The organism is Duganella rivi (assembly GCF_009857435.1).
Taxonomy (GTDB): Bacteria; Pseudomonadota; Gammaproteobacteria; order Burkholderiales; family Burkholderiaceae_D; genus Rugamonas; species Rugamonas rivi.
On the sequence record NZ_WWCK01000006.1, the window covers coordinates 105,498 to 129,172 of the forward strand.

At 62.2% G+C, this 23,675-nt stretch carries 23 protein-coding genes and 1 riboswitch; of the genes, 3 read left to right on the plus strand and 20 right to left on the minus strand.

Annotation, left to right across the window (positions count from 1 at the left end; translation table 11 throughout):
* Positions 1–21 precede the first annotated feature (21 nt).
* The 10 genes from GTP45_RS20020 to GTP45_RS20065 all read right to left on the minus strand — a co-directional run bounded on the left by GTP45_RS20020 (position 22) and on the right by GTP45_RS20065 (position 10,045).
* Positions 22–1,296, minus strand: coding sequence for an EAL domain-containing response regulator (locus GTP45_RS20020; RefSeq protein WP_161015639.1), 1,275 nt, complete (start codon positions 1,294–1,296; stop codon positions 22–24).
* A gap of 1 nt (position 1,297) precedes the next feature.
* Positions 1,298–2,368 (minus strand): protein-glutamate methylesterase/protein-glutamine glutaminase, encoded by a 1,071-nt coding sequence (locus GTP45_RS20025; RefSeq protein ID WP_161015640.1) that lies wholly within the window; start codon positions 2,366–2,368, stop codon positions 1,298–1,300.
* Positions 2,365–2,883: a chemotaxis protein CheD gene (locus GTP45_RS20030; protein WP_166454687.1), complete on the minus strand. Its 519-nt coding sequence runs from the start codon at positions 2,881–2,883 to the stop codon at positions 2,365–2,367. Before GTP45_RS20030 ends, GTP45_RS20025 begins: the two co-directional genes overlap by 4 nt.
* Positions 2,880–3,689 (minus strand): CheR family methyltransferase, encoded by an 810-nt coding sequence (locus GTP45_RS20035; protein ID WP_161015641.1) that lies wholly within the window; start codon positions 3,687–3,689, stop codon positions 2,880–2,882. Before GTP45_RS20035 ends, GTP45_RS20030 begins: the two co-directional genes overlap by 4 nt.
* Before the next feature lie 10 nt (positions 3,690–3,699).
* Positions 3,700–4,254, minus strand: a complete 555-nt coding sequence (locus GTP45_RS20040) for a chemotaxis protein CheW (protein ID WP_161015642.1) — start codon at positions 4,252–4,254, stop codon at positions 3,700–3,702.
* A gap of 10 nt (positions 4,255–4,264) precedes the next feature.
* On the minus strand, positions 4,265–6,418 hold the full coding sequence (locus GTP45_RS20045) for a chemotaxis protein CheA (protein WP_161015643.1): 2,154 nt from the start codon (positions 6,416–6,418) through the stop codon (positions 4,265–4,267).
* A 14-nt stretch (positions 6,419–6,432) separates the two neighbouring features.
* Positions 6,433–6,729 (minus strand): STAS domain-containing protein, encoded by a 297-nt coding sequence (locus GTP45_RS20050; RefSeq protein WP_161015644.1) that lies wholly within the window; start codon positions 6,727–6,729, stop codon positions 6,433–6,435.
* A gap of 25 nt (positions 6,730–6,754) precedes the next feature.
* The gene (locus tag GTP45_RS20055; protein WP_161015645.1) at positions 6,755–7,123 is read right to left on the minus strand and encodes a response regulator; all 369 of its coding nucleotides are present in this window, start codon (positions 7,121–7,123) and stop codon (positions 6,755–6,757) included.
* Between the two features lie 13 nt (positions 7,124–7,136).
* Positions 7,137–8,270, minus strand: a complete 1,134-nt coding sequence (locus GTP45_RS20060; protein ID WP_229258559.1) for a methyl-accepting chemotaxis protein — start codon at positions 8,268–8,270, stop codon at positions 7,137–7,139.
* 167 nt (positions 8,271–8,437) lie between these two features.
* A complete protein-coding gene (locus GTP45_RS20065) occupies positions 8,438–10,045 on the minus strand; it encodes a methyl-accepting chemotaxis protein (RefSeq protein ID WP_161015647.1) in 1,608 nt (535 codons plus the stop codon).
* Positions 10,046–10,296: 251 nt separating this feature from the next.
* On the opposite strand from GTP45_RS20065, the gene GTP45_RS20070 reads away from it, so the two are divergent.
* Positions 10,297–10,914: a Crp/Fnr family transcriptional regulator gene (locus GTP45_RS20070; protein WP_229258560.1), complete on the plus strand. Its 618-nt coding sequence runs from the start codon at positions 10,297–10,299 to the stop codon at positions 10,912–10,914.
* A 67-nt stretch (positions 10,915–10,981) separates the two neighbouring features.
* Here GTP45_RS20070 and panD read toward each other — a convergent pair whose 3' ends face one another.
* Entirely contained in the window at positions 10,982–11,341 is a 360-nt protein-coding gene (gene panD, locus GTP45_RS20075; RefSeq protein WP_161015648.1) for an aspartate 1-decarboxylase, read from the minus strand.
* 146 nt (positions 11,342–11,487) lie between these two features.
* Between panD and GTP45_RS20080 the strand changes: the two genes are divergently transcribed.
* Positions 11,488–11,781, plus strand: coding sequence for a diguanylate cyclase (locus tag GTP45_RS20080; protein WP_229258561.1), 294 nt, complete (start codon positions 11,488–11,490; stop codon positions 11,779–11,781).
* Here GTP45_RS20080 and GTP45_RS20085 read toward each other — a convergent pair.
* The 7 genes from GTP45_RS20085 to pruA are packed head-to-tail and all read right to left on the minus strand — an operon-like array spanning position 11,778 to position 19,167.
* Positions 11,778–13,046 carry an SEL1-like repeat protein gene (locus GTP45_RS20085; RefSeq protein WP_161015649.1) on the minus strand — a complete coding sequence of 423 codons (1,269 nt, stop codon included), beginning with the start codon at positions 13,044–13,046 and terminating at the stop codon, positions 11,778–11,780. The genes GTP45_RS20080 and GTP45_RS20085 overlap by 4 nt on opposite strands.
* A gap of 6 nt (positions 13,047–13,052) precedes the next feature.
* A complete protein-coding gene (locus tag GTP45_RS20090; protein WP_161015650.1) occupies positions 13,053–13,772 on the minus strand; it encodes an ABC transporter ATP-binding protein in 720 nt (239 codons plus the stop codon).
* Positions 13,769–14,566 (minus strand): ABC transporter ATP-binding protein, encoded by a 798-nt coding sequence (locus GTP45_RS20095; protein WP_161015651.1) that lies wholly within the window; start codon positions 14,564–14,566, stop codon positions 13,769–13,771. The genes GTP45_RS20090 and GTP45_RS20095 overlap by 4 nt, the downstream gene beginning before the upstream one ends.
* On the minus strand, positions 14,563–15,450 hold the full coding sequence (locus GTP45_RS20100; RefSeq protein WP_161015652.1) for a branched-chain amino acid ABC transporter permease: 888 nt from the start codon (positions 15,448–15,450) through the stop codon (positions 14,563–14,565). The genes GTP45_RS20095 and GTP45_RS20100 overlap by 4 nt, the downstream gene beginning before the upstream one ends.
* Positions 15,443–16,336: a branched-chain amino acid ABC transporter permease gene (locus GTP45_RS20105; protein WP_161015653.1), complete on the minus strand. Its 894-nt coding sequence runs from the start codon at positions 16,334–16,336 to the stop codon at positions 15,443–15,445. The genes GTP45_RS20100 and GTP45_RS20105 overlap by 8 nt, the downstream gene beginning before the upstream one ends.
* 59 nt (positions 16,337–16,395) lie before the next feature.
* Positions 16,396–17,496, minus strand: coding sequence for an ABC transporter substrate-binding protein (locus GTP45_RS20110; RefSeq protein WP_161015654.1), 1,101 nt, complete (start codon positions 17,494–17,496; stop codon positions 16,396–16,398).
* A gap of 51 nt (positions 17,497–17,547) precedes the next feature.
* Positions 17,548–19,167, minus strand: a complete 1,620-nt coding sequence (gene pruA / locus GTP45_RS20115; protein WP_161016150.1) for an L-glutamate gamma-semialdehyde dehydrogenase — start codon at positions 19,165–19,167, stop codon at positions 17,548–17,550.
* 106 nt (positions 19,168–19,273) lie between these two features.
* Here pruA and GTP45_RS20120 point away from each other — a divergent pair, with 106 nt between their 5' ends.
* Positions 19,274–20,023: a GntR family transcriptional regulator gene (locus GTP45_RS20120; RefSeq protein WP_371874486.1), complete on the plus strand. Its 750-nt coding sequence runs from the start codon at positions 19,274–19,276 to the stop codon at positions 20,021–20,023.
* Here the strand turns inward: GTP45_RS20120 and GTP45_RS20125 are convergent.
* Both GTP45_RS20125 and GTP45_RS20130 read right to left on the minus strand, forming a co-directional pair.
* Positions 20,020–21,585, minus strand: coding sequence for a serine hydrolase (locus GTP45_RS20125; protein ID WP_161015655.1), 1,566 nt, complete (start codon positions 21,583–21,585; stop codon positions 20,020–20,022). The genes GTP45_RS20120 and GTP45_RS20125 overlap by 4 nt on opposite strands.
* Positions 21,582–23,423, minus strand: a complete 1,842-nt coding sequence (locus GTP45_RS20130; protein WP_161015656.1) for a M1 family metallopeptidase — start codon at positions 23,421–23,423, stop codon at positions 21,582–21,584. Before GTP45_RS20130 ends, GTP45_RS20125 begins: the two co-directional genes overlap by 4 nt.
* 72 nt (positions 23,424–23,495) lie before the next feature.
* Positions 23,496–23,675, plus strand: a riboswitch (yybP-ykoY riboswitch).

A 23,675-nucleotide genomic window follows, 5' to 3' on the forward strand; every position in this document is an offset into this window, starting at 1 on the left:
CCTAGTTTGGTAATGGTTGTGTTATTCCTCACCCGCCAGCGCGCGCAGCCTGCGCCGGTCCTGCCTGATCCAGCCCACCAAGTCCCCGGCCGGCATGGGCTTGGCCAGCAAGTAGCCCTGCGCCATGTCGCAACCGAGGTCGCGCAACAGCTTCCAGTCTTCGACTGTCTCCACCCCTTCCGCCACCGTGGCCACGCCCAGGCTTTGGCCCAGGTCGAGCGCACTTTTCAGCACCATATGGCGGTTCGGCCATTGCGCCGCGCCGTTGACAAAGGCGCGGTCGATTTTCAATTCGGTAAACGGGCAGCGCGCAAACTGCTGCATGGACGAATAGCCGATGCCGAAATCGTCCATCGCCAGCCCGTAGCCGGCCAGGCGCAGGCGCCCCATATTGGTCAGGGCTTGCGACAACTGGCGCATGACGCTGGTCTCGGTCACCTCCCACACCAGCGCGGACGGCGACACGCCGGACGCCGATACCTGCGCTACCAGGCGGTCGATGAAACCGCGTTCTGCCAGGTTGTCTGCCGAGAGATTGACCGACACCGCCAACGGCGGCAGGCCATGCTGCTGCCATTCGAGTATCCGCTCCAGCACCTGCTGCACCATTGCCAGCGTGAAGTCGGCCATCAGCGGCGTGCCTTCCAGCGCCTCGATGAAATGCGCGGGCGACAGCATGCCGCGCTGCGGATGCTGCCAGCGCGCCAGCGCTTCCACGCCTTTCAACTGGCCGCTTTGCATGGCGATCTTCGGCTGGAAGACGGGCACGAACTCCTTGCGCGCCAGTGCCTGCTCGATGTCCTCCAGCGACGCCTGCTGCAACGGCGGTGGCACGGCCGGCGCGCAATCGCCGGCACGGTTGCTGGCCTTGCACAACAGCTGCGTCAGCGATTCCAGCTGCACCGGTTTGAGCAAGGTGCCCAGCAGGCCGATGGAAGCGTCCTCGCAGCCCATGCTCTCGATGATTTCCAGCAGGCGCGGGTCGCGCGCGCTGATCACGATCAGGTTTTCCGTCAGCCTCCGTTCACGCAACTGGCAGGTCAGTTCAATGCCGTCCATGCCCGGCATTTCCAGATCGGTCAGCACGAGAAACAGCGGCGACGCCTGTTGTTCCAGCAAGCGCAAAGCTTCGTTGCCGTCGCCCGCTTCGAGAATTTCGCCGAAGTTCAACTGCCGCAGCAAGCCGACCAGGTAGCCGCGCTGCACCACGCTATCCTCCACCACCAGCACGCGGCGGCCCGCCCACGAAGGGCCGGCTGCAACTGCGCTATCGATGGCGGGCGTGGTGTTCATCATCTCAGTACTGCAATTGTTGGAGGATTTCGCGGTAGATCGCGTTCAGCGGCACCGAGCGCTCGACCGCGCCCTTCTTCACCGCTTCCTTGGGCATGCCGTACACCACGCAGCTGGCTTCATCCTGCGCCACGGTGCGGGCGCCAGCCTTGAGCATCTCCAGCAAACCGGCCGCACCATCGTCGCCCATGCCGGTCATGATCACGCCCAGCGCGTTGGCGCCGGCCGCGCGCGCGGCGGAACGGAACAGCACATCAACCGAGGGCCGGTGGCGGTTCACCAGCGGGCCATCCACCACCTCGACAAAATACTGGGCGCCGGTACGGCGCAGCAGCATATGCTTGCCGCCCGGCGCGATCAGCACCTGGCCTTGCAGCACGCGGTCGTTGTTGGCCGCTTCCTTGACACGCACCTCACACACGCTATCGAGCCGCGCCGCAAAAGCAGCGGTGAATTTTTCCGGCATGTGCTGCACGACCACGATGCCAGGCGCTACACGCGGCAGTGCCGTCAGCACTTCTTCCAATGCCTGCGTGCCACCGGTGGAGGTGCCGATGGCAACCACGCGCTCGGTGGTGGCGGTCATCGGCCGCACGTTCTCCGGCGGCAGGATGGCGTCCGCATTGAGCTTGACCGTCACCGGCGGCGGCGCCGGGCGGTTGGCCAGCTTGCCGACGTGGGCGCCGGCCGCCGCCCGCACTGCCGACACCAGTTCATCGGCGCTATCGTGCAGGAACTGCTTGAGATCCAGGCGCGGCTTGGTGATGATGGCGACCGCGCCGGCCGTCAGCGCTTCCACCGAGGTCTGTGCGCCCTTCTCGGTCAGCGTCGAGCAAATCACCACCGGCGTCGGATGCTCGGTCATCAGCTTGCGCAGGAAGGTGATGCCGTCCATCTTGGGCATTTCGACATCGAGCACAATCACGTCCGGCCATTGCACCTTCATGCGCTCCATGGCCAATAGCGGATTGGCCACCGCGTGCATCACGGTGATACCCGGCGCCGCGTTCAGCAGGCCGCTCAGCACCTGCCGCACCACGGCGGAATCGTCGACGATCATGACCTTGATACTCATGCGGTCTTAGCTCCCGTGCTCCCCCATCCCGGTTCCGGCGGAACCTGGCGGCTCAACACTTCGCCGCTGCGGATGGTGAAAATAAGTTGACGGTGTCCTTCGCCGAACAGGCTCTCGGACACCACGTGTATGCCGTGCTGCTGCAACATGCTGCGCGCGGCATCGCCGTTCTGGGTGCCGATGTCGCGCACCTTGTCGCTGCGCGGGAACATGGCGCCGCCGCCGAAAATCTTTCCCTGGCATTGCGCCAGCGGTACGCCGTGCCGCGCCAGGCCATCCAGCAGCAACTGCATGGCGTCGGCGCCGTACATACCCGGCTTGTCGGCCGGGCGGTCGGCCTTGCGGCGGCCGTGGCCCGGCAGCAGGAAGTGCGACATGGCGCCGATGCGCATGGCCGGATGCCACAAGGTGATCGACACGCATGATCCCAGCAGCGTGCGCACGCGGTAGCGCGCATCGCCGACGAAGTACTCGCCCGGCATCAGGAATATGTCGATCAGCTTGGCGTCCGTCATGGCTTGCGATAAATCGATGGTGCGACCGTGATCAGCTTGTCGTTGATATCGTTCAGCGTTTCCGAATGGCCGATCAGGAAGTAGCCGCCGGGGCGCAGTTGAGACAGCAGCCGCGCCACCACCTGGCGCTTGGTCTCCAGGTTAAAGTAGATCATCACGTTGCGCAGGAAGATCACGTCAAACGTGCCGACCTTGGGCAGCGGCGCATTCAGGTTCAAATGCTGGAACTGCACGCGCTGGCGCAGCGAGCGCTCGATCAGCAGGGTGCCGGCCTCGCTGCCCTGCCCCTTGAGACAGTAGCGCTTCAGGTAATTCTGCGGCATCTGCGACGCGCGCTCCATCGGGTAGTGGCCGCGGCGCGCGCACTCCAGCACGCGGGTGCTGATGTCGGTGCCCAGCACTTCCCACGGCGCGTCGTCGCCCATGGTTTCGGCCAGCACCATGGCGATGCTGTACGGCTCCTCGCCGCTGGAACTGGCCGCGCTCCACACGCGCAGCGCGCGGTTCTTGCTGGCCGATTCCTGCGCCAGCTCGCGCAGCAATGCAAAGTGCTTGGGCTCGCGGAAGAAGTAGGTCTCGTTAGTGGTCAGCAGATCGACAGCCACCTGCAGCTCTGCCGGCTGCGCGCGGCTCTCAAGCAGCTTGAGATAGTCGCCGTAGCTATCGAGCTGGTAATGCGCCAGCCGCTTGGCCAGGCGGCCGCTGACCAGCGCCTGCTTGCCGTTGGCCATGGTGATGCCGGCAGCATCGTAGATGAAGCGCTGGAATTGCATGAACTCGCGGTCGGTAATCATAGCCATCGGCATGGGACACCTGTCATGCAACGGCGGCGGTGCCGCGCGCCATCTCGACGATTTCCTCGCTCGACAGCACGTGTTCGATATCGAGCAAGATCACGAAGCGGCCGTTGTATTTACCCATGCCGGCAATGAAGTCGGGCCGGATGCGGGTGCCGAAAGTGGGCGCCGGCTCGATATCGGTAGCGGCAATTTCCACCACCGCGTTGACCGCATCCACCAGCATGCCGAGCACCTGCTTGCCCTCCCCCTCTTCGCCGTCGGTTTCAACGATGACGATGCAGCTACGCTTGCCGATGGTGCTTTGCGCGCGACCGAAACGGGCCGACAAGTCCATCACCGGCACCACCGCGCCGCGCAGGTTGATCACGCCGCGCACACACTCGGGCATCATTGGCACGGTGGCCAGGCTGCCGTACTCGATGATCTCCTTGATGTGCAAAATGCCGACCGCATACTGCTCCTCGCCCAGCATGAAGGTGAGGAATTGGCTAGGCAGCGCAGCGCCGCTTTGCAGCGCGACGATGGCGCTGCTTCCATAGGTGACTACATTGGCGTCGATTGCGGCACTCATGTTTTCCTCTCTACGCTGCAAGGGCCACAGGGCCCTTGCCACCGACGGTATGCATCAGGGCTGCGACATCCAGGATCAGCGCTACCTCGCCGCTGCCCAGGATAGTGGAACCGCTGATGCACTTCACTTCACTGAACATAGGGCTCAGCGGCTTGATCACAGTCTGGAATTCGCCCAGCAACGTATCGACTACCAGCCCGGCGCGGTGGTTGCCGAATTTGAGCACCACAATGCTCTCGCGCCGCGTGGCGGTGCCGCCGACGCGGAACAGTTCACGCAAGCGCACCAGCGGCAGCACCTGGCCGCGCAGATTGGTGTAGTCCTGTCCCGGCTCGGTGGCGTACTCGATGCACTCTTCGATCATGTCGAGCGGGATGACGAACACCGACGATCCCACCTGCACCAGGAAGCCGTCGATGATGGCCAGCGTTAGCGGCAGCCGCACAGTCACCGTGGTGCCCTGTCCTTCCTTGCTGCTGACGTCTACGCTGCCGCGCAGCGCCTGGATATTCCGCTTGACCACGTCCATGCCGACGCCGCGTCCGGACAGGTTGGTGATCTTCTCCGCCGTCGAGAAGCCGGCTTCGAAAATCAGGTTGTAGATTTCGCTGTCGGTCAGCTTGCGATCGGCGTCCACCAGCCCGCGCTCGACGGCCTTGGCGAGGATTTTTTCCTTGCGCAGGCCGCCGCCGTCATCGCTCACTTCAATCACAATGCTGCCCGATTCGTGGAAGGCGTTCAGCTTGATCATGCCCTTGGCCGACTTGCCGGCAGCGATGCGCACCTCGGCCGGTTCGATGCCGTGGTCCATTGCGTTGCGCACCAGGTGCATCAGCGGGTCGCCGATTTTCTCGACCACGGTTTTATCAAGCTCAGAGTCCTCGCCATCGACAATCAGGCCGATGTCCTTGCCCAGTTCACGCGCGACGTCGTGTACCACGCGCTGGAAGCGGTTGAAGGTCGCGCCGATTTTCACCATGCGCAGTTCCAGCGCGGCATCGCGCACGTCTTCCACCAGGCCAGTCAGGGTCGAGGTACACTCCAGCAGCTCGGTGTTTTGAATATGCTGGCCTATCATATTGGCGCGCGCGCCGGCGATAATCAGTTCGCCCACCAGATCGATCAGCTTATCAAGCTTGTCGGAATCGACGCGGATAGAGCGGCTTTCCTGCGCCTTCTGCTCGCTGACCTGCTTTTGCTTGGCCAGCGCCGCTTCCACCACCACCGGCGGCACGTTGCCCGCGCCGACCAGGATGCTGCCCAGCTGCTGCGCCGGCGTGTCTTCTTCCTTGTGCGACTGCTGTTCCAGCGCGCCGTCCAGCTCTTGCTGCGTGACGCTGCCGCAGCGGACCAGTATCTCGCCGAGGCGCACATCGTGCTCCGGCAAGGCGCGGATCAAGTTGACGTATTCCGAGACCTTGCTGTGTGGCGGAATGATGCGGATCTCGCAGTCTTCCTGCACGAACTCGAACACGCCGGCAATCGCCTCGCGGTCGGCGGTGCTATCGAAGGCGATCTCGAAACCGAGGTAGCACAGCTCTGCATCCATCTCCTCGGCCGGCGGCAGCGCGTCCGGTATGGTGGCGATGCCGACGATGCGTCCCAGCTTGCCCAAGTAGCGCAGGAAGGCGATCGGATCCATGCCGTTCTGCAGCACGATGCGGCCGAAGCGCAGCGAGATATGCCAGTAGTCGCTATCGCCGCGTTCATTGTCGATGCGCTCCACGCTAGGTTCCGCGTGCACCGCCGGCACCACCGTTGGCGCGGCCTCGCCGTCCATGTGGCGGCGCAGTTGCTGTTGCAGCATCTCGCCTTCCGGCGCGGTGTCGGGATCTTGTTCGTGTTGGCCGGCGGCCAAGCCGTTGACCATGCCGGTCAGGTAGTCGCAGCAGGAAAGCAGCAGCACCACCATTTCGTCATTGAGCTTAACACTGCCGTCACGCACCTTGTCGAGCAAGCTTTCTACTACGTGGGTGAAAGCCACTATGTGATCAAGGCTGAACAAGCCCGCCGAGCCCTTGATGGTGTGGGCGGCGCGGAAGATGGCGTTGATTGCTTCGTCCTGATCGCCCGCCAGATCAACGTTGAGCAGCGCGTTTTCCATTTCTTCCAGCAGCTCGCGGCTCTCGGCGATAAAAGTCTGTAGTGCTTCGTCCAGATTCATGGCCACTCCCTTGGTCAGGCGTGTATCAGCACGGCGTCGCCGAAGAAGGCGACCAGGTCCAGCATCTCGATAATCTCTACTACGGCGGGGCTGTGCTGCAACAGGCGCAGCTCGCGCTGGTCGGCGGCGGCGGTCTGCTTGGCCAGCATCAGCACCTGCAGGCCTGCGGTGTCCAGCTCCGTCACGCCGGACAAATCGATTTCCAGCACGCGCGTCTTGCGCAGCGCGTCGAGCACAGTGACTTTCAAATCGGCGGCGCGGTAGATCGTCATCTCGCCGGCTATGGAAATGCGTGTGACATCTTCAGACATCGCAGCCTCCGTGGCGTAAAAAGAATTATGGCAGCACTAGCTTGGCAACGGCGCCCAGCAGGACTTCCGGCTTGAACGGCTTGACCACCCACGCCTTGGCGCCGGCCGCCTTGCCTTCTTCCTTCTTACCCTCGGCCGATTCGGTGGTGAGCATGATCACCGGCGTGAATTTATACAGCGGCAGCTGCTTGAATTCCTTGACGAAGGTGATGCCGTCCATGTTCGGCATATTCACGTCGCACACCACCAGATGAATTTTCTGGCCAGTGCACTTGGACAGCGCGTCGACGCCGTCGCGTCCCTCGATCACATCGTAACCCGCGCCCTTCAGTGCGATGCCGACAACCTGCCGCAAAGAGGCCGAATCGTCGACCACCATGATGGTTTTTGCCATGTTTTACCTACCTTCAGAAAAAAGTAATCTCGTCGGCTTCCGCTGCGGCGGGCGCCGCATTCTTGACGCCACTGTGCACGGCGTGTTCTTCCGCCATGGCGTAGGTCTTCTGCAGTTCGTGCAGTAAGCGGTCTGGATCGAGCGGCGCCAGCACGCCGCTGGAGGCATAGATCTCGCGGTTCTCGGCCAGCAGTCCGGGGAAGTGCTCCATGTTCTCGCGCACGTGCGCCATCACCTGGCTGACGCGGTCCTGGAATTGCAGCTGCACCAGCGCCTCGCCTACTTCGCCTTGTATGCCGATACTCTCTTGCTTGAGCAGTTCGGACGATTGCACCAGCGCGTCGGTGATGCCGCGGAATGCGCTGAGCACCGCATCGATCATGCCCTCGGCCGACTGCATCGACTTGTCTTCCGCCTCGCTGGACTGGTCGGCCGCCTGGCTGGCAGCCAGAATTGCGCTGCTGATCAAGCCCACGCGGTTGGTGATTTCCTTGCCGGTTTCGGCGGAGCGCATCGACAGCTGGCGCACTTCCTGGGCCACCACCGCGAAGCCGCGGCCTGCGGGGCCGGCGCGTGCCGCTTCAATCGCCGCGTTCAGCGCCAGCAGATTGGTTTGCGCCGCGATGCTGGCCACGCCTTCAGCCATGCCGCGCAGCTCGCGCGTGAAGCGTTCCAGATCCTTGATTTGCGCCAGCATGGCCTGCTTGGAGGACATCGCTGATTTCATCGACTTGACCACCGAGCCAAGCCGCTGCTCGCTGTGCGCGAACACCTCGGTGATCGATGCGCCGTCCTGGTTGTTGGCGCTGGAGACGTGCACCGCGTTGTCCAATTTATCGACGATGTTGGAAAAGCGCGACGCCAGGTCGGACACCGCATCTTCCATCTGGCTGCGCGAGTTTTCAATGTGCCGGCACCACACCGGCAGCACTGTCTCGCCGAAGTGCTGGCGCGCCGCGAGGTAGTCGTCGATCATGGCATTGTCGCCGGTAGCGCTAACCGGACTGAAACCAGAATCGCGCGTCAGCCATGCGGCGGCGCCCAACAACAGCACGGCCCAGATCAGCGTGTACCAACCCCACGCGCTCCAGCCTGCCACCACGGTGCCCAAGGCGCCGGCAATGGCGAAGCCAAACGGTACTAGCATTTTGCTACTCAGCATGCTTTGATTATTCACTGGATGCCACCCCACTGTAGTGTCCGGGCGCCGCTCAGGCCGCGCCTCCGGGTATCCAACTGTAGCGCAGAAATACGCCACCGGATCATCATCCAGTAGCGATTACTAAGGCTGTTGCACCAATACAACCGAGACGGCTAAGCCAGTTGCCGGCGCACTGCGCCGCGCAAGGCCGGGCGCTGTGGCGCAGCATCCTCCAGCTTGAAAATGCTGACCGCATCGGCCAGCCTGGCGGCCTGTTCCTGCATCGATCCCGCAGCTGCGGCGGCCTGTTCCACCAGCGCCGCGTTCTGCTGCGTGACGTGATCCATTTGCGAAATCGCCAGGTTGATTTGCTCGATGCCGTGGGTCTGCTCGATGCTGGCGTTGCTGATCTCGCCGACGATGGCGGTAACGCGGCGGATGCTCGACACCACTTCCTCCATGGTGCTGCCCGCTTGCCCCACCAGCCGCGTGCCCGCTTCCACCTTGCCGACCGAGTCGTCGATCAGCACCTTGATTTCCTTGGCGGCGCTGGCCGAGCGCTGCGCCAGGCTGCGCACCTCGGAGGCCACCACGGCAAAGCCGCGTCCCTGCTCACCGGCGCGCGCCGCTTCCACCGCCGCGTTCAAGGCCAGGATATTGGTCTGGAACGCGATGCCGTCGATCACGCCGATGATGTCGACAATTTTTTTCGACGACTCATCGATGGAAGCCATGGTCTGCACCACATCCGACACCACGGCGCCGCCGCGCTGCGCCACCTCGGCCGCATTGGCGGCCAGCTGGTTGGCCTGGCGCGCATTCTCGGCGTTCTGCTTGACGGTGGTGGTCAACTCTTCCATCGACGAGGCGGTTTCTTCCAGCGAGCTGGCCTGCTGCTCGGTGCGCGACGACAAGTCCATATTGCCGGCCGCGATTTCCGACGAGGCGGTGGTGATGGTGTCGGTGCCATTGCGCACATCGCCGACGATGCGTACCAGTCCGCTCGACATGCGGCTCAGCGCATGCAGCAGCTTGCCCGGCTCATCCTTGCTGTAGTCGCTGGGCGAGCGGTGGCTATGGTCGACCAGGTCGCCTTCCGCCACGCATTCCGCCAGCGCCACGGCCTCGTTGATGGGACGCGTGATGCCGGTGGTCAGCCACCACGCGAAGCTGACGCCGAACGCCACCACCAGCAAGGCCAGTAATACCAGTTGGTTGCGGCTCTGCTCGGCTACGTCCTCAATCTTCTTGGCGGCGGCGTCGATTTCCTTGCGCTGGTGATCGAGGATACGCTGCAGCATGCCTTCGTACACCTTGGACGCGGGCAGGTACACTTGTTCCAGCAGGCGGGTGGCCTCGGCGGCATCGCCGGCCGCCTTGGCTTTCATCAAGCCGTCGCGCGAGCTGACGTAGGTCTTGCGCGTCTCGACCAGCTCGGCCATCAAGGGCTTGTCGCCTTCGTTGGACAATTCCTCGATCTTCTTGATCAGGCCTTGCGCGTAGGTGGTGGTGGCCTTGGCCTCCTCGGCAAAGAACGTGGCCAGCGACGGGTCGGCGCTCTTGGCCACCGCCGTGGTGCGGCGGATACCGGAGAACACCACGCGATACCAATCCGAGATCAGGCGCTCCTTCGCCAGCGGCAGCGCCATCATGGCGCGTGTCGCTTCGGCCACACCTTGCAGGCGATATATGCCCAGGCCGGTATTCAGGATAAGGATGGCGAGGATGACGGCAAAGCCGAAAGACATCCGCCTGCCGATGCTGAGATCAGAGATTTTCATGCCCGCCTCCTCTATCAAATTGTTCTTCAATAGTAACGCGAACCTGATGCGAACTGCACTACTTGAACACTTGTTCAACTGCTTGAAGTTTAAAATATATTTTAATTTCCATTCTAATCTGCAACAAATATTGCACCAGCTCGTGTGAAAACGTTTACACTTTCGAATTACACTTGTACGGACGTTTACATAGCTGGATTTGAAATACAACATTGTCCGTTCGGCCATCCGCACTCCTAAACCACTGAGTCATGAGCAACGCATTCCTAGAACACCGCGCCAAATACCGCGAAGTCGTATCCCGCCGCTACGGCGTCACTCCCGAACTGTACGATGAAGCCTCGCGCCTGCTGGCGCCATTGGCGACGCCATTCAGCCTGCGCAAGGGCGAGTACCTGCAGCGCATCGGCGTGCCGGCGCAGTATGTGCACTGGCTGCATAGCGGCGTGGCGCGCACCGGCTTCATCACCGAGACCGGCAACGAAGTCACGCTGCACTTCCAGACCGACGGCGAGCCAGTAGCGGCGCACGACGATCTGTTGCGCGCGCGCGATGCCCAGCCGGCCATGAACTTCGTGGTGGCCGAAACCGCGCTGCACGGCTACCGCCTGGACTGGGCGGAAGTGAGCGCGGCCTACCAGCAGAACAGCCACTTGCGCGACTACTACCTGGCCGCGGCGCAGAACAGCATCATGGAACAAAGCCGCCGCCTGTACCTGAACGCCTCGCCGGCACAGGGCCGCCTGAACGCCTTCCGCCGCGAATATCCGGGCCTGGAGCAGCGCATTTCGCAGAAGGTGGTGGCGTCTTTCCTCGGCATCACGCCGCAGTACATGTCGCAATTGCTGCGCCAGGACGGCAGCAAATAAAAACAGCTGTACTTAAAAAAAACGAAAGGCGCTCCATGGAGCGCCTTTCGTTTTGGGTCAGCCTGAATTACTTCTTCACGCTTTTGATTTTGTTGTTTTCATCGACGAACACCAGCTTCGGCACGTGGGTCTCGATTTCCTGGTCGGTCATCGGGCCGTAGGTGCAGATGATCAGCAGGTCGCCCAGCTGCGCCTTGCGGGCGGCGGCGCCGTTCAGCGAAATCTCGCCGCTGCCGCGCTTGCCAGGAATAGCGTAGGTGGCAAAGCGCTCACCGTTGTTCACGTTATACAGTTCGATCTGCTCGTTGACCTTGATGTCGGCCGCTTCCAGCAGATCCACGTCGATCCCGCACGAGCCTTCGTAGTTCAGGTCGGCCTGGGTCACCGTCACGCGGTGCAGCTTGGAGCGCAGCATAATACGTTGCATAGTCTTCTTCCCTCGATAGTAATCATTCAAACTTTGCATCCTGTCCACGCAAAGGCAGCGACGCGAGGCGGGCATTGTATCATCAGCCTCCCGCTGGAGTTTGCTTTGTGGCATATTGACTCTAGTAAAAGCCTTCAACTATTTTCATGAAACTCTCGCGCCTGCTCAGCTTGTCCACCGCCGTGCTGGCGTTGCTGGTGCTGGGGATGCTGGCGCACATCACCCATGATGCGTGGGTGCTGGCCGAGCGGCTGCGCAACGCCATCGCGCAAGAGCCATTGACACTGACCGACGGCCATATCCTGCGCGTGACCGCCAGCTTCGGCGTCGCCAGCCCCTGCGGCCCGCAAGCGGCGCTGGACGATCTGCTGCATGCGGCCGACCTGGCGCTGTACCGCGCTAAACGCAAAGGCCGTAATTGTGTCGAGGGCGCGGCTTAAACGGTTGCACGGCAGCGGGCGTTGAGACGGTAGAGGCGCTTGCGGTAGCTACCTTCCGGGCCGTCCGGGCCACAGTCGATATTGCGGAATAAGCGCGAGACGCGGTCCAGCACTTCGCGCTGGGCGTCGGTCTGCACCAGCACCAGCCGGCGCTTGCTGCGGCCATACGCGCCGTAAATACGCAGCACGAGGCAATGGCCGTGGTCCGCCTCCGACGGATCGATCATTAACGTCTCCACGCGCGAGAGGTTGAATTGCGCTGCCAATTCCAACCGCGCGGACAGCATCACTTCACAATCAGCCAAGCGGTGCGTGCCATCTTGCGGCGGTGGCGGCGGCTGGGTCCATTGCCGTGCGCCGCGCGCTGGTGAAACTTTGCGCAGCAGTGCGGCGGCGCTGGCGCAGCCCTGTTTGGCAGCCAGGAGTAGCCAGTACGCAGCACGCACATCGTTGTCTGGCGCGGCACCGCGTGCACGCCATGCGCGGGCGCCGCATTCGAGTTGCGCTTCGACGTGGCCGAGGGCGGCGGCTTTTTCTAGGCAGGCATCGACATCGGCCGGACTGCGCTGCGCGAGATCGCAGCGGCTGTGCAAGCGCGCCAGCATAAACCACGCTTGCGACATGCCTTGATTGCCGGCCTGCGTCATCCAACGCACTGCCAGCTTGCTGTTCACGCGGTGCGGCGAATCGAGCAAGCGGCGGCCATCTGGTCCCATGCGGGCCAGCAGCAGGCCAAGCGCCAACTGCGCCTCGGCGTCGCCGCTGCGCGCAGCCAGTTGAAAGTAGCGATACATTTCCGCTGCGGCGTCCGCGCCTGCCGCAGCACCGGCCGACTGCAAGCCTAGCCCGCAACGCGTCATCAGCCGTGCATCTGCCACCGGCAGCAACAGCGGCCCCTCCGCGGCCGTACGGCGCTGCGGAATACCATGGGTTTTCCACAGCGCGCGGGCACGTGGCAGGGTGTGCGCTAGATAGGTCAGGTACTCGCCATCCTGCCATGCCTGTTCCAGCGAGTCCGCCGTCATCGGCGCCGCCTGCACGGCTTGTGCCTGATGCTCGGCCAGCTTGCGGCGCGCGTCGACCATGAGCAAGGACGCCTCCGCGCAATCCTGTTGCGCGGCGCGCTCCAGCCAATACAAAGCCGTCGGCAAATTCGCCGGCAGGCCCGCAGCACCATCTAGATAACAGCGCGCCAAGGCCAACTGCGCGTCGGCGCTTCCGGCGCGCGCGCCACGTATCAGGTGCAGACCCTCGCGTTTCGCCATGTTGACTTACGCCGCCCGGCCGCCCAAATACAGCTCACGCACCTGTGGATCATCCATCAGCTGATCCGCATCGCCATGCAGCGCCACCGCTCCCATAGACAACACGTAAGCCCGGTCCGACATGCGCAACGCCTCAATCGCATTCTGCTCCACCATCAGCATCGTCACGCCCTCCTCCTTATTGACGGTAACGATGGCTTGGAACACTTCCTTCAACACCTTGGGCGACAAGCCAGCCGACGGTTCATCCAGCAGCAGCAAGCCTGGACGCGGCATCAACGCCCGCGCCAGCGCCAAGATCTGCCGCTCGCCGCCCGACATCGATGCCGCCGGGTCATTGAATTTGCGGTGCAAGATCGGATACAGCGTGCACAACTCCGCCATGCGCGCCGCGCAATCCGCCTTATTCATATAATGCCCGCCCACCAGTAGATTCTCGCGGATGGTCAAGGCGCTGAAGATATTCTCCGTCTGCGGCACAAAGCCGATGCCGCAATGGCGTATCTTGTGATGCACCGGCAGCGCCGACACATCCGCGCCCTTGAGCGTGATGCTGCCGCTGCGCGGACGCAGAAAACCGGCAATGGTTTTCAACAGCGTCGACTTGCCGCAACCATTAGGTCCAAGCAGCGTGACGATTTCGCCCTGCTCTGCGCGCAACGTCATGCCCTTGAGGATATCCACCTCCGCCGAATAACCGGCGACTACCTTATCAACAACGATCATGCCTGCTTCTCCAACACCGCATCATTTTCCGCGCCGCCGCCCAGATAGGCTTGCAGCACACGTTCATTGGACGACAGTTCGTCCGGGCAGCAACTGGCGACGATATGCCCGCGATCAAGTACGATGCAGCGGCTGCACACTTCGCGGATGAAGTGCATGTCGTGCTCCACGATCACCAGCGTCATGCCTTGCTGGTTCAAACGCTTGAGCGCGGACACAATGTCGTTGCGCAGGTTTGGGTGCACGCCCGCCGTCGGCTCATCGAGGAATACCATCTTAGGGGCGCCCATCAGTGCGCAGACGATGCCTAGCAGTTTCTTCTGCCCGCCCGACAAGGCCGATGCAGGAAGATCGCGCACGTGCGCCAGCAGCAGTTCGTGCAGCAGCGCCGTGGCCTTGGCGTGCGCCTGGCGCTCGGCGGCGCGCACGCCGCCGGTGCCCAGCAGTGTTTCCCAGAAACCGTGATGGGTGGTGGACGCGGCCATGGCCACCTCCATCACCGACATCTTTTCCGGCATGGCCGGCAGCTGGAAGGTGCGGGCGATGCCCGCTTCCACGATGCGGTGCGCAGGCAGGGTTTGAATCGCGTTGCCGCGATATGCAATCACGCCTCGGTCCGCGCTCTCAAAACCGGTGATGATGTTGAGCAGCGTGCTTTTGCCGGAACCGTTAGGCCCAAGCAGGCCAACGATCTCACCGGGCTGGATGTCAAAGCTCACATTTTGCAGCACCTTGTTACCGCCAAATGCCTTGGCCAGCGACTGTACACGCAGCAGAGGAGTAGTGTTAGTCATGGCATCTTCCTTACTTTTTCTGGAACCAGTCCTTCGCTGCGCCACAACAGCGACGCCAGTAAAATCGCACCGATCAAACCGAGACGCAGAGCGCCCGACAAATCGGAACTGAAGTGGAACGCATCTTTCGCAAACGGCACCAGCGCATATGCAGCCTGCACCAGCACCACGCCGAGTAGCACGCCCCACATGTTGCCCATGCCGCCGATCAGCAGCATGGTCCACAGCAGGAAGGTCTCGGACGATAGCAGGTAGTCCGGGCCGGCAAAGCTCATGTAGTGCGCGTACAGCGAACCGCCCAGCGCCGTGATGGCCGCACCGGACATGATGGCGCGCGTTTTCAGCGTACGCAGGTTGTAGCCCATGCACGATGCGAGCTGCGGCTGTTCGCGCATCAAGCGCAGCGCGCGGCCGAAGCGGCCATTGCCGACCCGGTTGGCGGCGACAGCGCCGGCCGCAAGAATCGCCAGCACCAGCGCGAGGAAAGCCAGACCGCCCCACGGTTTAGCCAGATTGCCGAACAGCGCAGGCACGGCGCTAATGCCTTGCGCGCCGCCGGTCAGCCATTCTTCATTGGTGGCGACGGTGCGCAGGATTTCCGCAATCGCCAGCGTGGCGATGCCCCAGTAGTCGGAAGCCAGCTTGCGGCCAAGGCGCGCTATGCACCAGCCCAACGCCACGGCCACCAGTACGCCGGCAGCCATGCCGGCCAGCGGCGGATAGCCGGCCGCCGTCAAAATCGCGGTCGCGTATGCGCCAACGCCAGCGAAGGCGATGTGGCCGAAGTTGAGCAAGCCCGCGTAGCCGGCCTGCATATTGAGACCGATCGCCATCAAGCCGTAGATGGCCGCGATGGTTACGGAGTAAATCAGAAAATCATACACGTCGCACCTCGCGGTCGAACAGGCCGTAAGGCTTAATCAACAATGCCAGCAGCAGGATCAGGAAGGAAGCCGCGCTGATATAGGACACCGGCAGGAAAGCCAGTTCCTGCCCCAGCAGCGGACCGAAATTCAAATTGGTGACGGCGGTTTCGGTAAGCGCGATCAGCAGCGCACCGGCCACCGCGCCTAGCGGATTGCCTAGGCCACCGAGAATCGCCGCCGCAAACACCGGCAGCAGCATGTCGTGACCGAGGTTGACGTGGGCGCCGCTGGTCAGGGCCAGCATGGTGCCGCCCAGTGCAGCCAAGGCCCCGCTACTGAAGTTGACGAGGTGGGTGACGCCTTCTGCATTCAAGCCCGATGCTGCGGCGAGTGCCCGATTCGACGACAGCGCGCGCATGGCGCGGCCGGTACGGGTGTAAAACAGCAGCAGCGAAAACAGCACCAGTAGCAAGGCCGTGGCGATCAGCGCGTATAGCTGCGTGTGGCCGAGGCGGACCTCGCCGAATTCCAGCGGTGCGGTCATCGGCAGCGTGAACATTTTCGGGAACGAGCCGGCAAGGCCCAGCGTAATCGCAACCACCAGCATCGACACCGCCAAGGAGCCGATCATGGTGATGGCAGGGCCGGAAGCCAGTAAGCGGCGGAACACCAGCACGTGCAGCAGCAAGGTTAATGCACCGGTGGCGGCGCATGACAGCAGCACAGCCAGCACCAGCGGCGCTCCGGCAGCATGCAGCCAGTAGCTCAAATATGCGCCCAGCATCGCATATTGAACGTGCGCGATATTGGGGAACTTCACCAGCCCGTACACCATGCTCAGGCCCAGCGCGATCAGCGCAAGGTCGGAGGTGCGGACCAGCGTGTCTATCAAAAATTGGAACATCTAAAAATATCTCCGTCATTGCGGCGCCAGCCCCGCAAGGCTAGGTGCCGCAGCTTTGCTTAGCGTGGAACGACCTTGCCGCCTTCGGACTTCAGCTTGGCGTAGGGTGGATTCAGGCGCTGGCGATCCGCGTCGAAACTGATCGCACCGGTAACGCCAGCGTAGTTATTGCCGATCTCCTTCAAGGCGGCAGCAACGGCAGCCGGTTCGGTGGACTTGGCCTTGTTGATGGCCGCCGCCGTCATCAGGATCGCGTCGTATGCATAGCCGGTGTACGAGGTTTTCATCCCGTCCTTGTAGCGCGCTTTGAATGTCTCCGCATACGCCTTGCCTGCCGCGCCATCAACCGAACCCACTTCCATGCCCAACTGGCCGGCTGCAATTTCAGCCGGCGTATCGGACAGGCACATGCTAAGCAAGATGCCGTACCAAGGCGTCTTACGCAGGCCCAGTTCATACGCCTCGCGGTTGATGATCGACGCTTCCTGGCCATAGGCCGTGTAGATGTAAGCATCCGGCGCGCTGCGCGCAATCTGCTGCAACTCGCGGCGATAGGTCGATTGGCCGGCGGTGTACAGCACGTCCGTTACCACCTTGCCGCCCAGCTTTTCGAATTCTTCTTTGAAGCCCTTCGCCACGCCCTGGCCATACGCATTATTCGGCGCAATGATCGCCACCTTGCGGTAGCCAAGCGCCCACGTATCGGCCGCCGAGAACTTGTTGCCGTAGTTTTCCAGACCAATCACGTTGTAGGCGGTCGCACCGAGTTCGCGCAGCTTGATGCTGGTCGACGCGATATTGATGTGCACCACGCCTTCCTTTACCAAGTACTGGCCCAGCGGGATGCTGATGCCGGACGAGTACTCGCCGATCACCACCGGCACCTTGTCCACGCTCACCAGCTTACGCGCTGCATTCAGCGCGGTGGTTGGATTGCCGCCCGAATCTTCCACCGTCACGGCGAATTTTTTACCCAGCACGCCGCCTTGGCTATTCACCTTGTCCACCGCCATGTCCACTGCACGGCGCACATCTTCGCCCACGGTGGCGTTGGCGCCGGTCAGCGACAGCACCGCGCCCATGCGGATTGGATCCTGCGCCAACACGGGCAAGGCTGAGGACAACATCAATGCAAACAACAAGCTGCTCTTGTAAGTCATTTCTTACTCCTGATTTTGTTATAGAGGGACGAACGCTGCTGGGTAAAACTCTCAGTTGCTCATGTAGGCGTAGGCGTATTCGCGCGGCGGCACCGAAGTCTCTTTCACGGTGCGCGGCGATACCCAGCGCTGTAAGTTGAGCGCCGAACCTGCCTTGTCGTTGGTGCCGCTGCGGCGCGCGCCACCGAACGGCTGCTGGCCGACTACCGCACCGGTCGGCTTGTCGTTGACGTAGAAATTACCGGCCGCGTTACGCAAAGCGTAGCTGGCCTGCTCCAGCGCGGCGCGCTCGGTGGCGAACACGGCACCGGTCAGCGCGTAAGGGCTCGTGCTGTCGACCAGCTTGAGCGTGGCGTCCCACTCAGCGTCCGCATACACATAGACCGACAGCACCGGGCCGAAGATTTCGTTTTCCATCAGCGGGTGATGCGGATCCTGCACTTCGATCAGGGTCGGCGGAATGAAGTAGCCGATACTGTCGTCACCGCGGCCGCCGGCATGGATGGTCACGGATTGATCATCGCGCGCTTTCGCCAAATAGCCCTCAATGCGGTCGTAAGCGCGGCGGTCGATCACCGCGCCCATGAAGGTGCTGAAGTCGGCTACGTCGCCCATGCGGATCGTGGCGATATCTTGCAGCAGGCGTTCTTTCACGGCAGGCCACAGCGAAGCCGGTACGTAAGCGCGCGAGGCGGCGCTGCACTTCTGGCCTTGGTATTCAAACGCGCCGCGCAGCAGGCCGGTGGCGACTGCCGCTGCATCGGCCGATGCGTGGGCCAGCACGAAGTCCTTGCCGCCGGTCTCGCCGACCAAGCGCGGGTAGCTGCGGAACTTGGAAACGTTGCTGCCCACCTGTCCCCACATCGTATCGAAGACGGCGGTGGAGCCGGTGAAATGTACGCCGGCCAGCGACGGGTGGTTCAGCGCAGCCGCGCTGACGGCCTGCGCATCGCCCGGAACGAAGTTGATCACGCCTGGCGGCAAGCCCGCTTCTTCCAGCAATTCCATGATCAGGTAGTTACTCAGGGCGGCAGTGGCGGCCGGCTTCCACAGCACCACATTGCCCATCAACGCAGGCGCCACCGCGAGGTTGCCGCCGATGGCGGTGAAGTTGAACGGCGTAACCGCATATACAAAACCTTCCAGCGGGCGGTACTCCAAGCGGTTGCGGATGCCGGCCGCCGACAGCGGCTGCTGCGCCGCGATCTCGTACGCAAACTGCACATTGAAGCGCAAGAAGTCGATCAGCTCGCAGGCCGAATCGATTTCGGCCTGATACGCGGTCTTGCTCTGTCCCAGCATGGTGGCAGCGTTAAGGCGCTGGCGCCATGGGCCGGCCAGCAGGTCGGCGGCTTTCAGGAATACGGCCGCGCGCTGCTCCAGCGTCCAGCTGCTCCACTGCGGCTGCGCGGCCAGCGCGGCATCGATGGCTTGCTGCACCACGGCACTATCGGCTTGGTGGACCTTGCCCAACACGAGCTGATGTTCGTGCGGTGCTGTCACCGGCACAGTCACGCCACTGAACAGGCGCTGACCGCCGACGATGGCGGGAATCTCGCGCACGGCAGCGCGCTGCGCTTCGAGTTCAGCTTTCAGAGCAGCGCGCTCCGGGCTGCCTGCCAAATAGGAAAAAATCGGTTCGTTGATCGCATTTGGATATTTATTGCTCATCATTGTGTAAATGTAAGTTAAGATTGGATCCAATCTGTAAAAGTTGGATCCAGTGTAGCATCGGCCAACTTGAGGCACAATAGAAACTTGAACAACGAGACAGCCCGTGCAACTTTCCCTCATGCCGACGCCAGAAAGCCGTAACAAATCCGCCACCAAGGGCTTGCCCGAGGTAATTCGAGACCAACTCCGCTATGAAATCCTCAGTGGCACGCTGCCGGTGGGCACGCAGCTGCGCCAAGACGCGCTGGCCGAACGCTTCCAGACCAGCCGTTTGCCGGTGCGCGAAGCGCTTCGCCAACTGGAATCGGAAGGCTTAGTGACGTATCTGCGCAACAGAGGCGCAGTAGTGGCGGGGATGGAAGTCGATCAAATCTGCGAATTGCTGGACATTCGCGTGGCGCTGGAATGCTACGCGGCACGTATCGGCGTGCCGAACATGGTGCAGCACGATATCGATCAGTTGACCAAGATTTTGGCTGCGTACAACGCGTCGGAGTCGGTGGCAGAGTGGGCGGAATACAACCGCCGCTTCCACCTTGCGCTCAGCGCGCCCGCTAACAACCGCCGGCTGCGCCGCCTGATTGAAGAATTTTGCTTGAATACGGATCGCTACACGCACGAGATGATGTCAATCGCCACCGGCAAGGAAGGCCCGCAGTCGGACCACTACCAGATTCTCGATGCGTGCAAACAGCGCGACGGCGAGAAAGTGGCATCGCTGCTGGAAAAGCACATCCTTGAGACCAAACACAATCTACTGGCTACCGCCCGCATTCGCTCGGTGGAGAGCGAGCGCGGTCGCGAAGCCGAGCCGGACCTGCTGGCCCTCAAGGGTGCGCGGCTACATAGTTAAGGCTTGGCCTTCACTGGCATGAAGTTCAAATCGCGGAAGTCGTAGCTGAAGTCCGTTTCGGTGGAGATCGGCGCCATCTTCATGCGCTCGATGCTGCCGTCTGGATTGAGCGCGAAGGTGACGTAAGCGTCGGCGTTGAAGTTGCGCTCTTGCCAGCGCACGATGAAGCTGTCGTACTGGAAGTGCTCCAGTTCTCCGCTCAAATCCGGCGTGCGCTCGAAACGCATGATGCGCTTGCCGCCTTCTTCGCGGATGCTTACCTTGCCGTACCACGCGTCTTCGTACTCGCCATCATACGAAGCCAGTGGCAGCGATGGCGTCGATTCCGCCGCGCGCGCCGTGTGCTCTTTGCCTTGGCGCTCCAGCTCTTCCTTGTGCGACGCCGCTTCCTGATCCGCGTACAGCTGGATCCAGTCGGACGGCTGCACCTTCAGGTACTGATCCAGAATGCGGTAGTACAGCGAGGCCATGGCCGGGCTGTTCTCGGCGTTGGTCAGAATGGCGATGCCGAGCTTCTCTTCCGGCACCATCAGCACCGTCGAATAGAAACCTTGCAGCGCGCCGCCGTGCATGGCGATCTTGCGGCCCTTGTAGTCGCGCAGCTGGAAGCCCAGGCCGTAGGCATAGAAATTAGGCTTGGTCGCGGCCAGCGCAGGCTTGGGTTCGCGAATGCGCATCGGCGTTTGCTCAGTCCACAACTCGGCCGCTTGCTTGGCGCTGAACAGCTGCTTACCGTCTGCCATCTTGCCTTGATTGAGCAGCACCGTCATCCAGCGCGCGATGTCCTCGGCGTTGGTGTTGATGCCGACGGCGCCCACTGCATTCGGCACCGGCATCGGCTTCACGACCGCGATCTTGTCATTGATTTTGCTGTGCGGCGCGGAGTAGTCGCTGGTGGCCAGCATCTCGGCCACGCTGGTCTTGGTGCCGGTCATGCCCAGCGGCGTGAGGATGCGCTCCTGCATCGCCTCGCCCCACGGCTTGCCGGCCTTCTCGGCGATGATTTTGCCGGCCACGATGTACAGCAGATTGTCATACGCGTAGCTGGCGCGGAAGCTGGTGGCTGGTTTGACGTGGCGCAGCTTGGCAATGATTTCATCCGTGCTGAAGGTGGTACTCGGCCACCACAGCAAATCGCCGGCGCCGAGACCAAGGCCGCTGCGGTGGGTCAGCAGGTCGCGCACCGTCATCTGGCCGGTGACGTAGGAGTCGTACATCTGGAAGCCCGGCAGGTGCTTGGTGACTGGATCGTCCCACGCGATTTTGCCTTCGTCGACCAGCATCGCCAGACCGGCAGCGGTGAAGGCCTTGGAGTTGGACGCCACTTCAAACAGCGTCTTGCCATCGACCGGCGCCGGCTCGCCCAGCTTGCGCACGCCGTAGCCTTTGGCCACCACCACTTTGCCATCTTTGACGATGGCAATGGCCATGCCCGGCACGTCGAAGGTTTTCAGCGCGCGGTTCACATCGGCGTCGAGATTAAATGCGGGAACGCTGGCAGCGTAGCTGCCCACGGCCGCCAGCGAAAACGCGGCCGCCACAAAGGTCTGTTTCAGTTTCATTGCTTCTTGAATGCCTTATCGACAGCGACTTGGGTGATCGGATGATAGTGCGAGCGCGCCTTGCTGTACAAGGTCTTGGCCCAGTCCTTCTCGTTCGGATTAGCCAGCAGCGCCTTGTACAGCGGCACCACGTACAGGCGGCGGCCGACGCTCATCAGGAATTTACCGAGCGGCTCGCGCACGTTATAGCCGGCCTTCACCGACGACAGGTAGAAGCGGTAGGCGATTTCGTTGTTGCCGCTCTTGCCCAAGCCGAAGCTCTGATCGAGTTCCTGCATCTGCGCAGCGGTGGCTTTGCCGTCGATGTCGTTCAGGAAGTGCATCCACTCCAGCGCCACCCAATTTTTCGCATCCAGCTGTGCGGTCGGCAGTTCGCCTTTCAGCCACGCGGTGCGCTGCGTATCGACTGCAGCAAAGCGCGGCGAAGCTTCGCGCTTGGCGGTGGCCGGAATGCCAGGGCTGTACAGCCATTCATCGAGCTCGGAAGCCGACATGATTTCTGGACGGCCATCCAGCAGGTTTTTCTTCAGATAGTCGACGAATTGGTCGGTGGTAGCCGACTGGAAGGCGTGCGAGTCGAACCAGCCGCGCAGGAAGGGATCGAACACTTCGCGGCCGGCGCGCTGTTCCAGCGTGTGCAGGAACCATGCGCCCTTCGGATAAATCAGGCTGCCGTCGGCGTAGACCGATGGATCGGTGTCCGGGCCGCGCGTCGCCAAGGCCTGTTTGGCCGCAGGGATGGTGGCCAGCGAAGCCAATGCCTGTTCTTGCTCCACTTGCTGCTGCATCTGCGCGAACTCGGCACCATACAGTTTTTCAACGATGCGGGTGGTGACGTAGGTGGTGAAGCCTTCGTTCATCCAGGTGTACTTCCACGAGGCGTTGGTCACCAGATTGCCAGACCACGAGTGCGCCAGTTCGTGCGCGATCAAATCATTGAGGCTGCGATCGCCCGCGATCATGGTCGGCGTGAGGAAGGTCATGCGCGGGTTTTCCATGCCACCGTACGGGAACGATGGCGGCAACACGATCATGTCATATCGCTCCCAGCGATATGGGCCGTACAGGCCTTCCGCTGCGTCGATCATTTTCTCGGTGTCTGCCAGTTCGTAGGCCGCGGCGTTGATGCGCGCAGGTTCGGCATAGACGGCGGTGCGCGGGCCGAGGTTGCGCACTTCGATTTCGCCGATGGCGATGGCCAGCAGGTAGGACGGAATCGGCTGCGCCATTTTGAATTTCCAGCCGCCGGCGCCGGTCGATTGCTGGTCGTTCTCGGCGCTCATCACCACGCGCAGGCCGGCCGGTGCATCAACCCGGGCACTGTAGGTGAAGCGCACGGCTGGCGTGTCCTGGATCGGCGCCCACGAGCGGGCGTTGATGTCTTGCGACTGGCTGAACATGAACGGACGCTTGCCGGACATGGTCTGCTCCGGCGACATCCATTGCAGCGCGGCGGCCGACGGCGCGGTGCGGTAGTACACGCGCACTTTCTGCGGCTGGAACGGCAAGGCGATGCGCAGCGCGCGGCCCTTCTCCACGTCCAGTTTATCGAGCATGAAGGAGGCGGCAGTCCATTTGCCATTGGCGGCCAGCACCTGCACCTTGGCGATGTTCAGTTCATTCGTATCCAGCACCAGCGTGCGGGCGGATTTGTCGATCCAGTTCAGGGTCAGCTCGGCGTAGCCGGACAAGATCTTGTGGCTGAAGTCAGCCTTCAGATCGAGGTACAAATCGGTGGTGCGGACTTGATCGTAACGGGCGTAGCTCAACGGATCGGCGTGAGCGGCCAGCGACATGCATGCGGATAGCACGAAGGCGGCTAAGGTCTTCTTGATCATGGTAATACTTTCAATGTTTTACTGAGTCGCCGAGCAGAATAGCACAGCCATGTTTCTGACATGTGTTAGAATCCGGCCGGTAATTGGGGAGTAGTCGGCTTGCGCCTCCCCGGCGCAAGAACCTGTGTCAACATAATCGGTCGGCAGACCGTGGTGCAGGTGGCTGTAAGGCTTGACGAGACCATGATCATTGCGCGGCCATGTTGGGCCGGAGCCGCGCCATGTTCATTGGTTTTTCGTATCCGGCCCGCT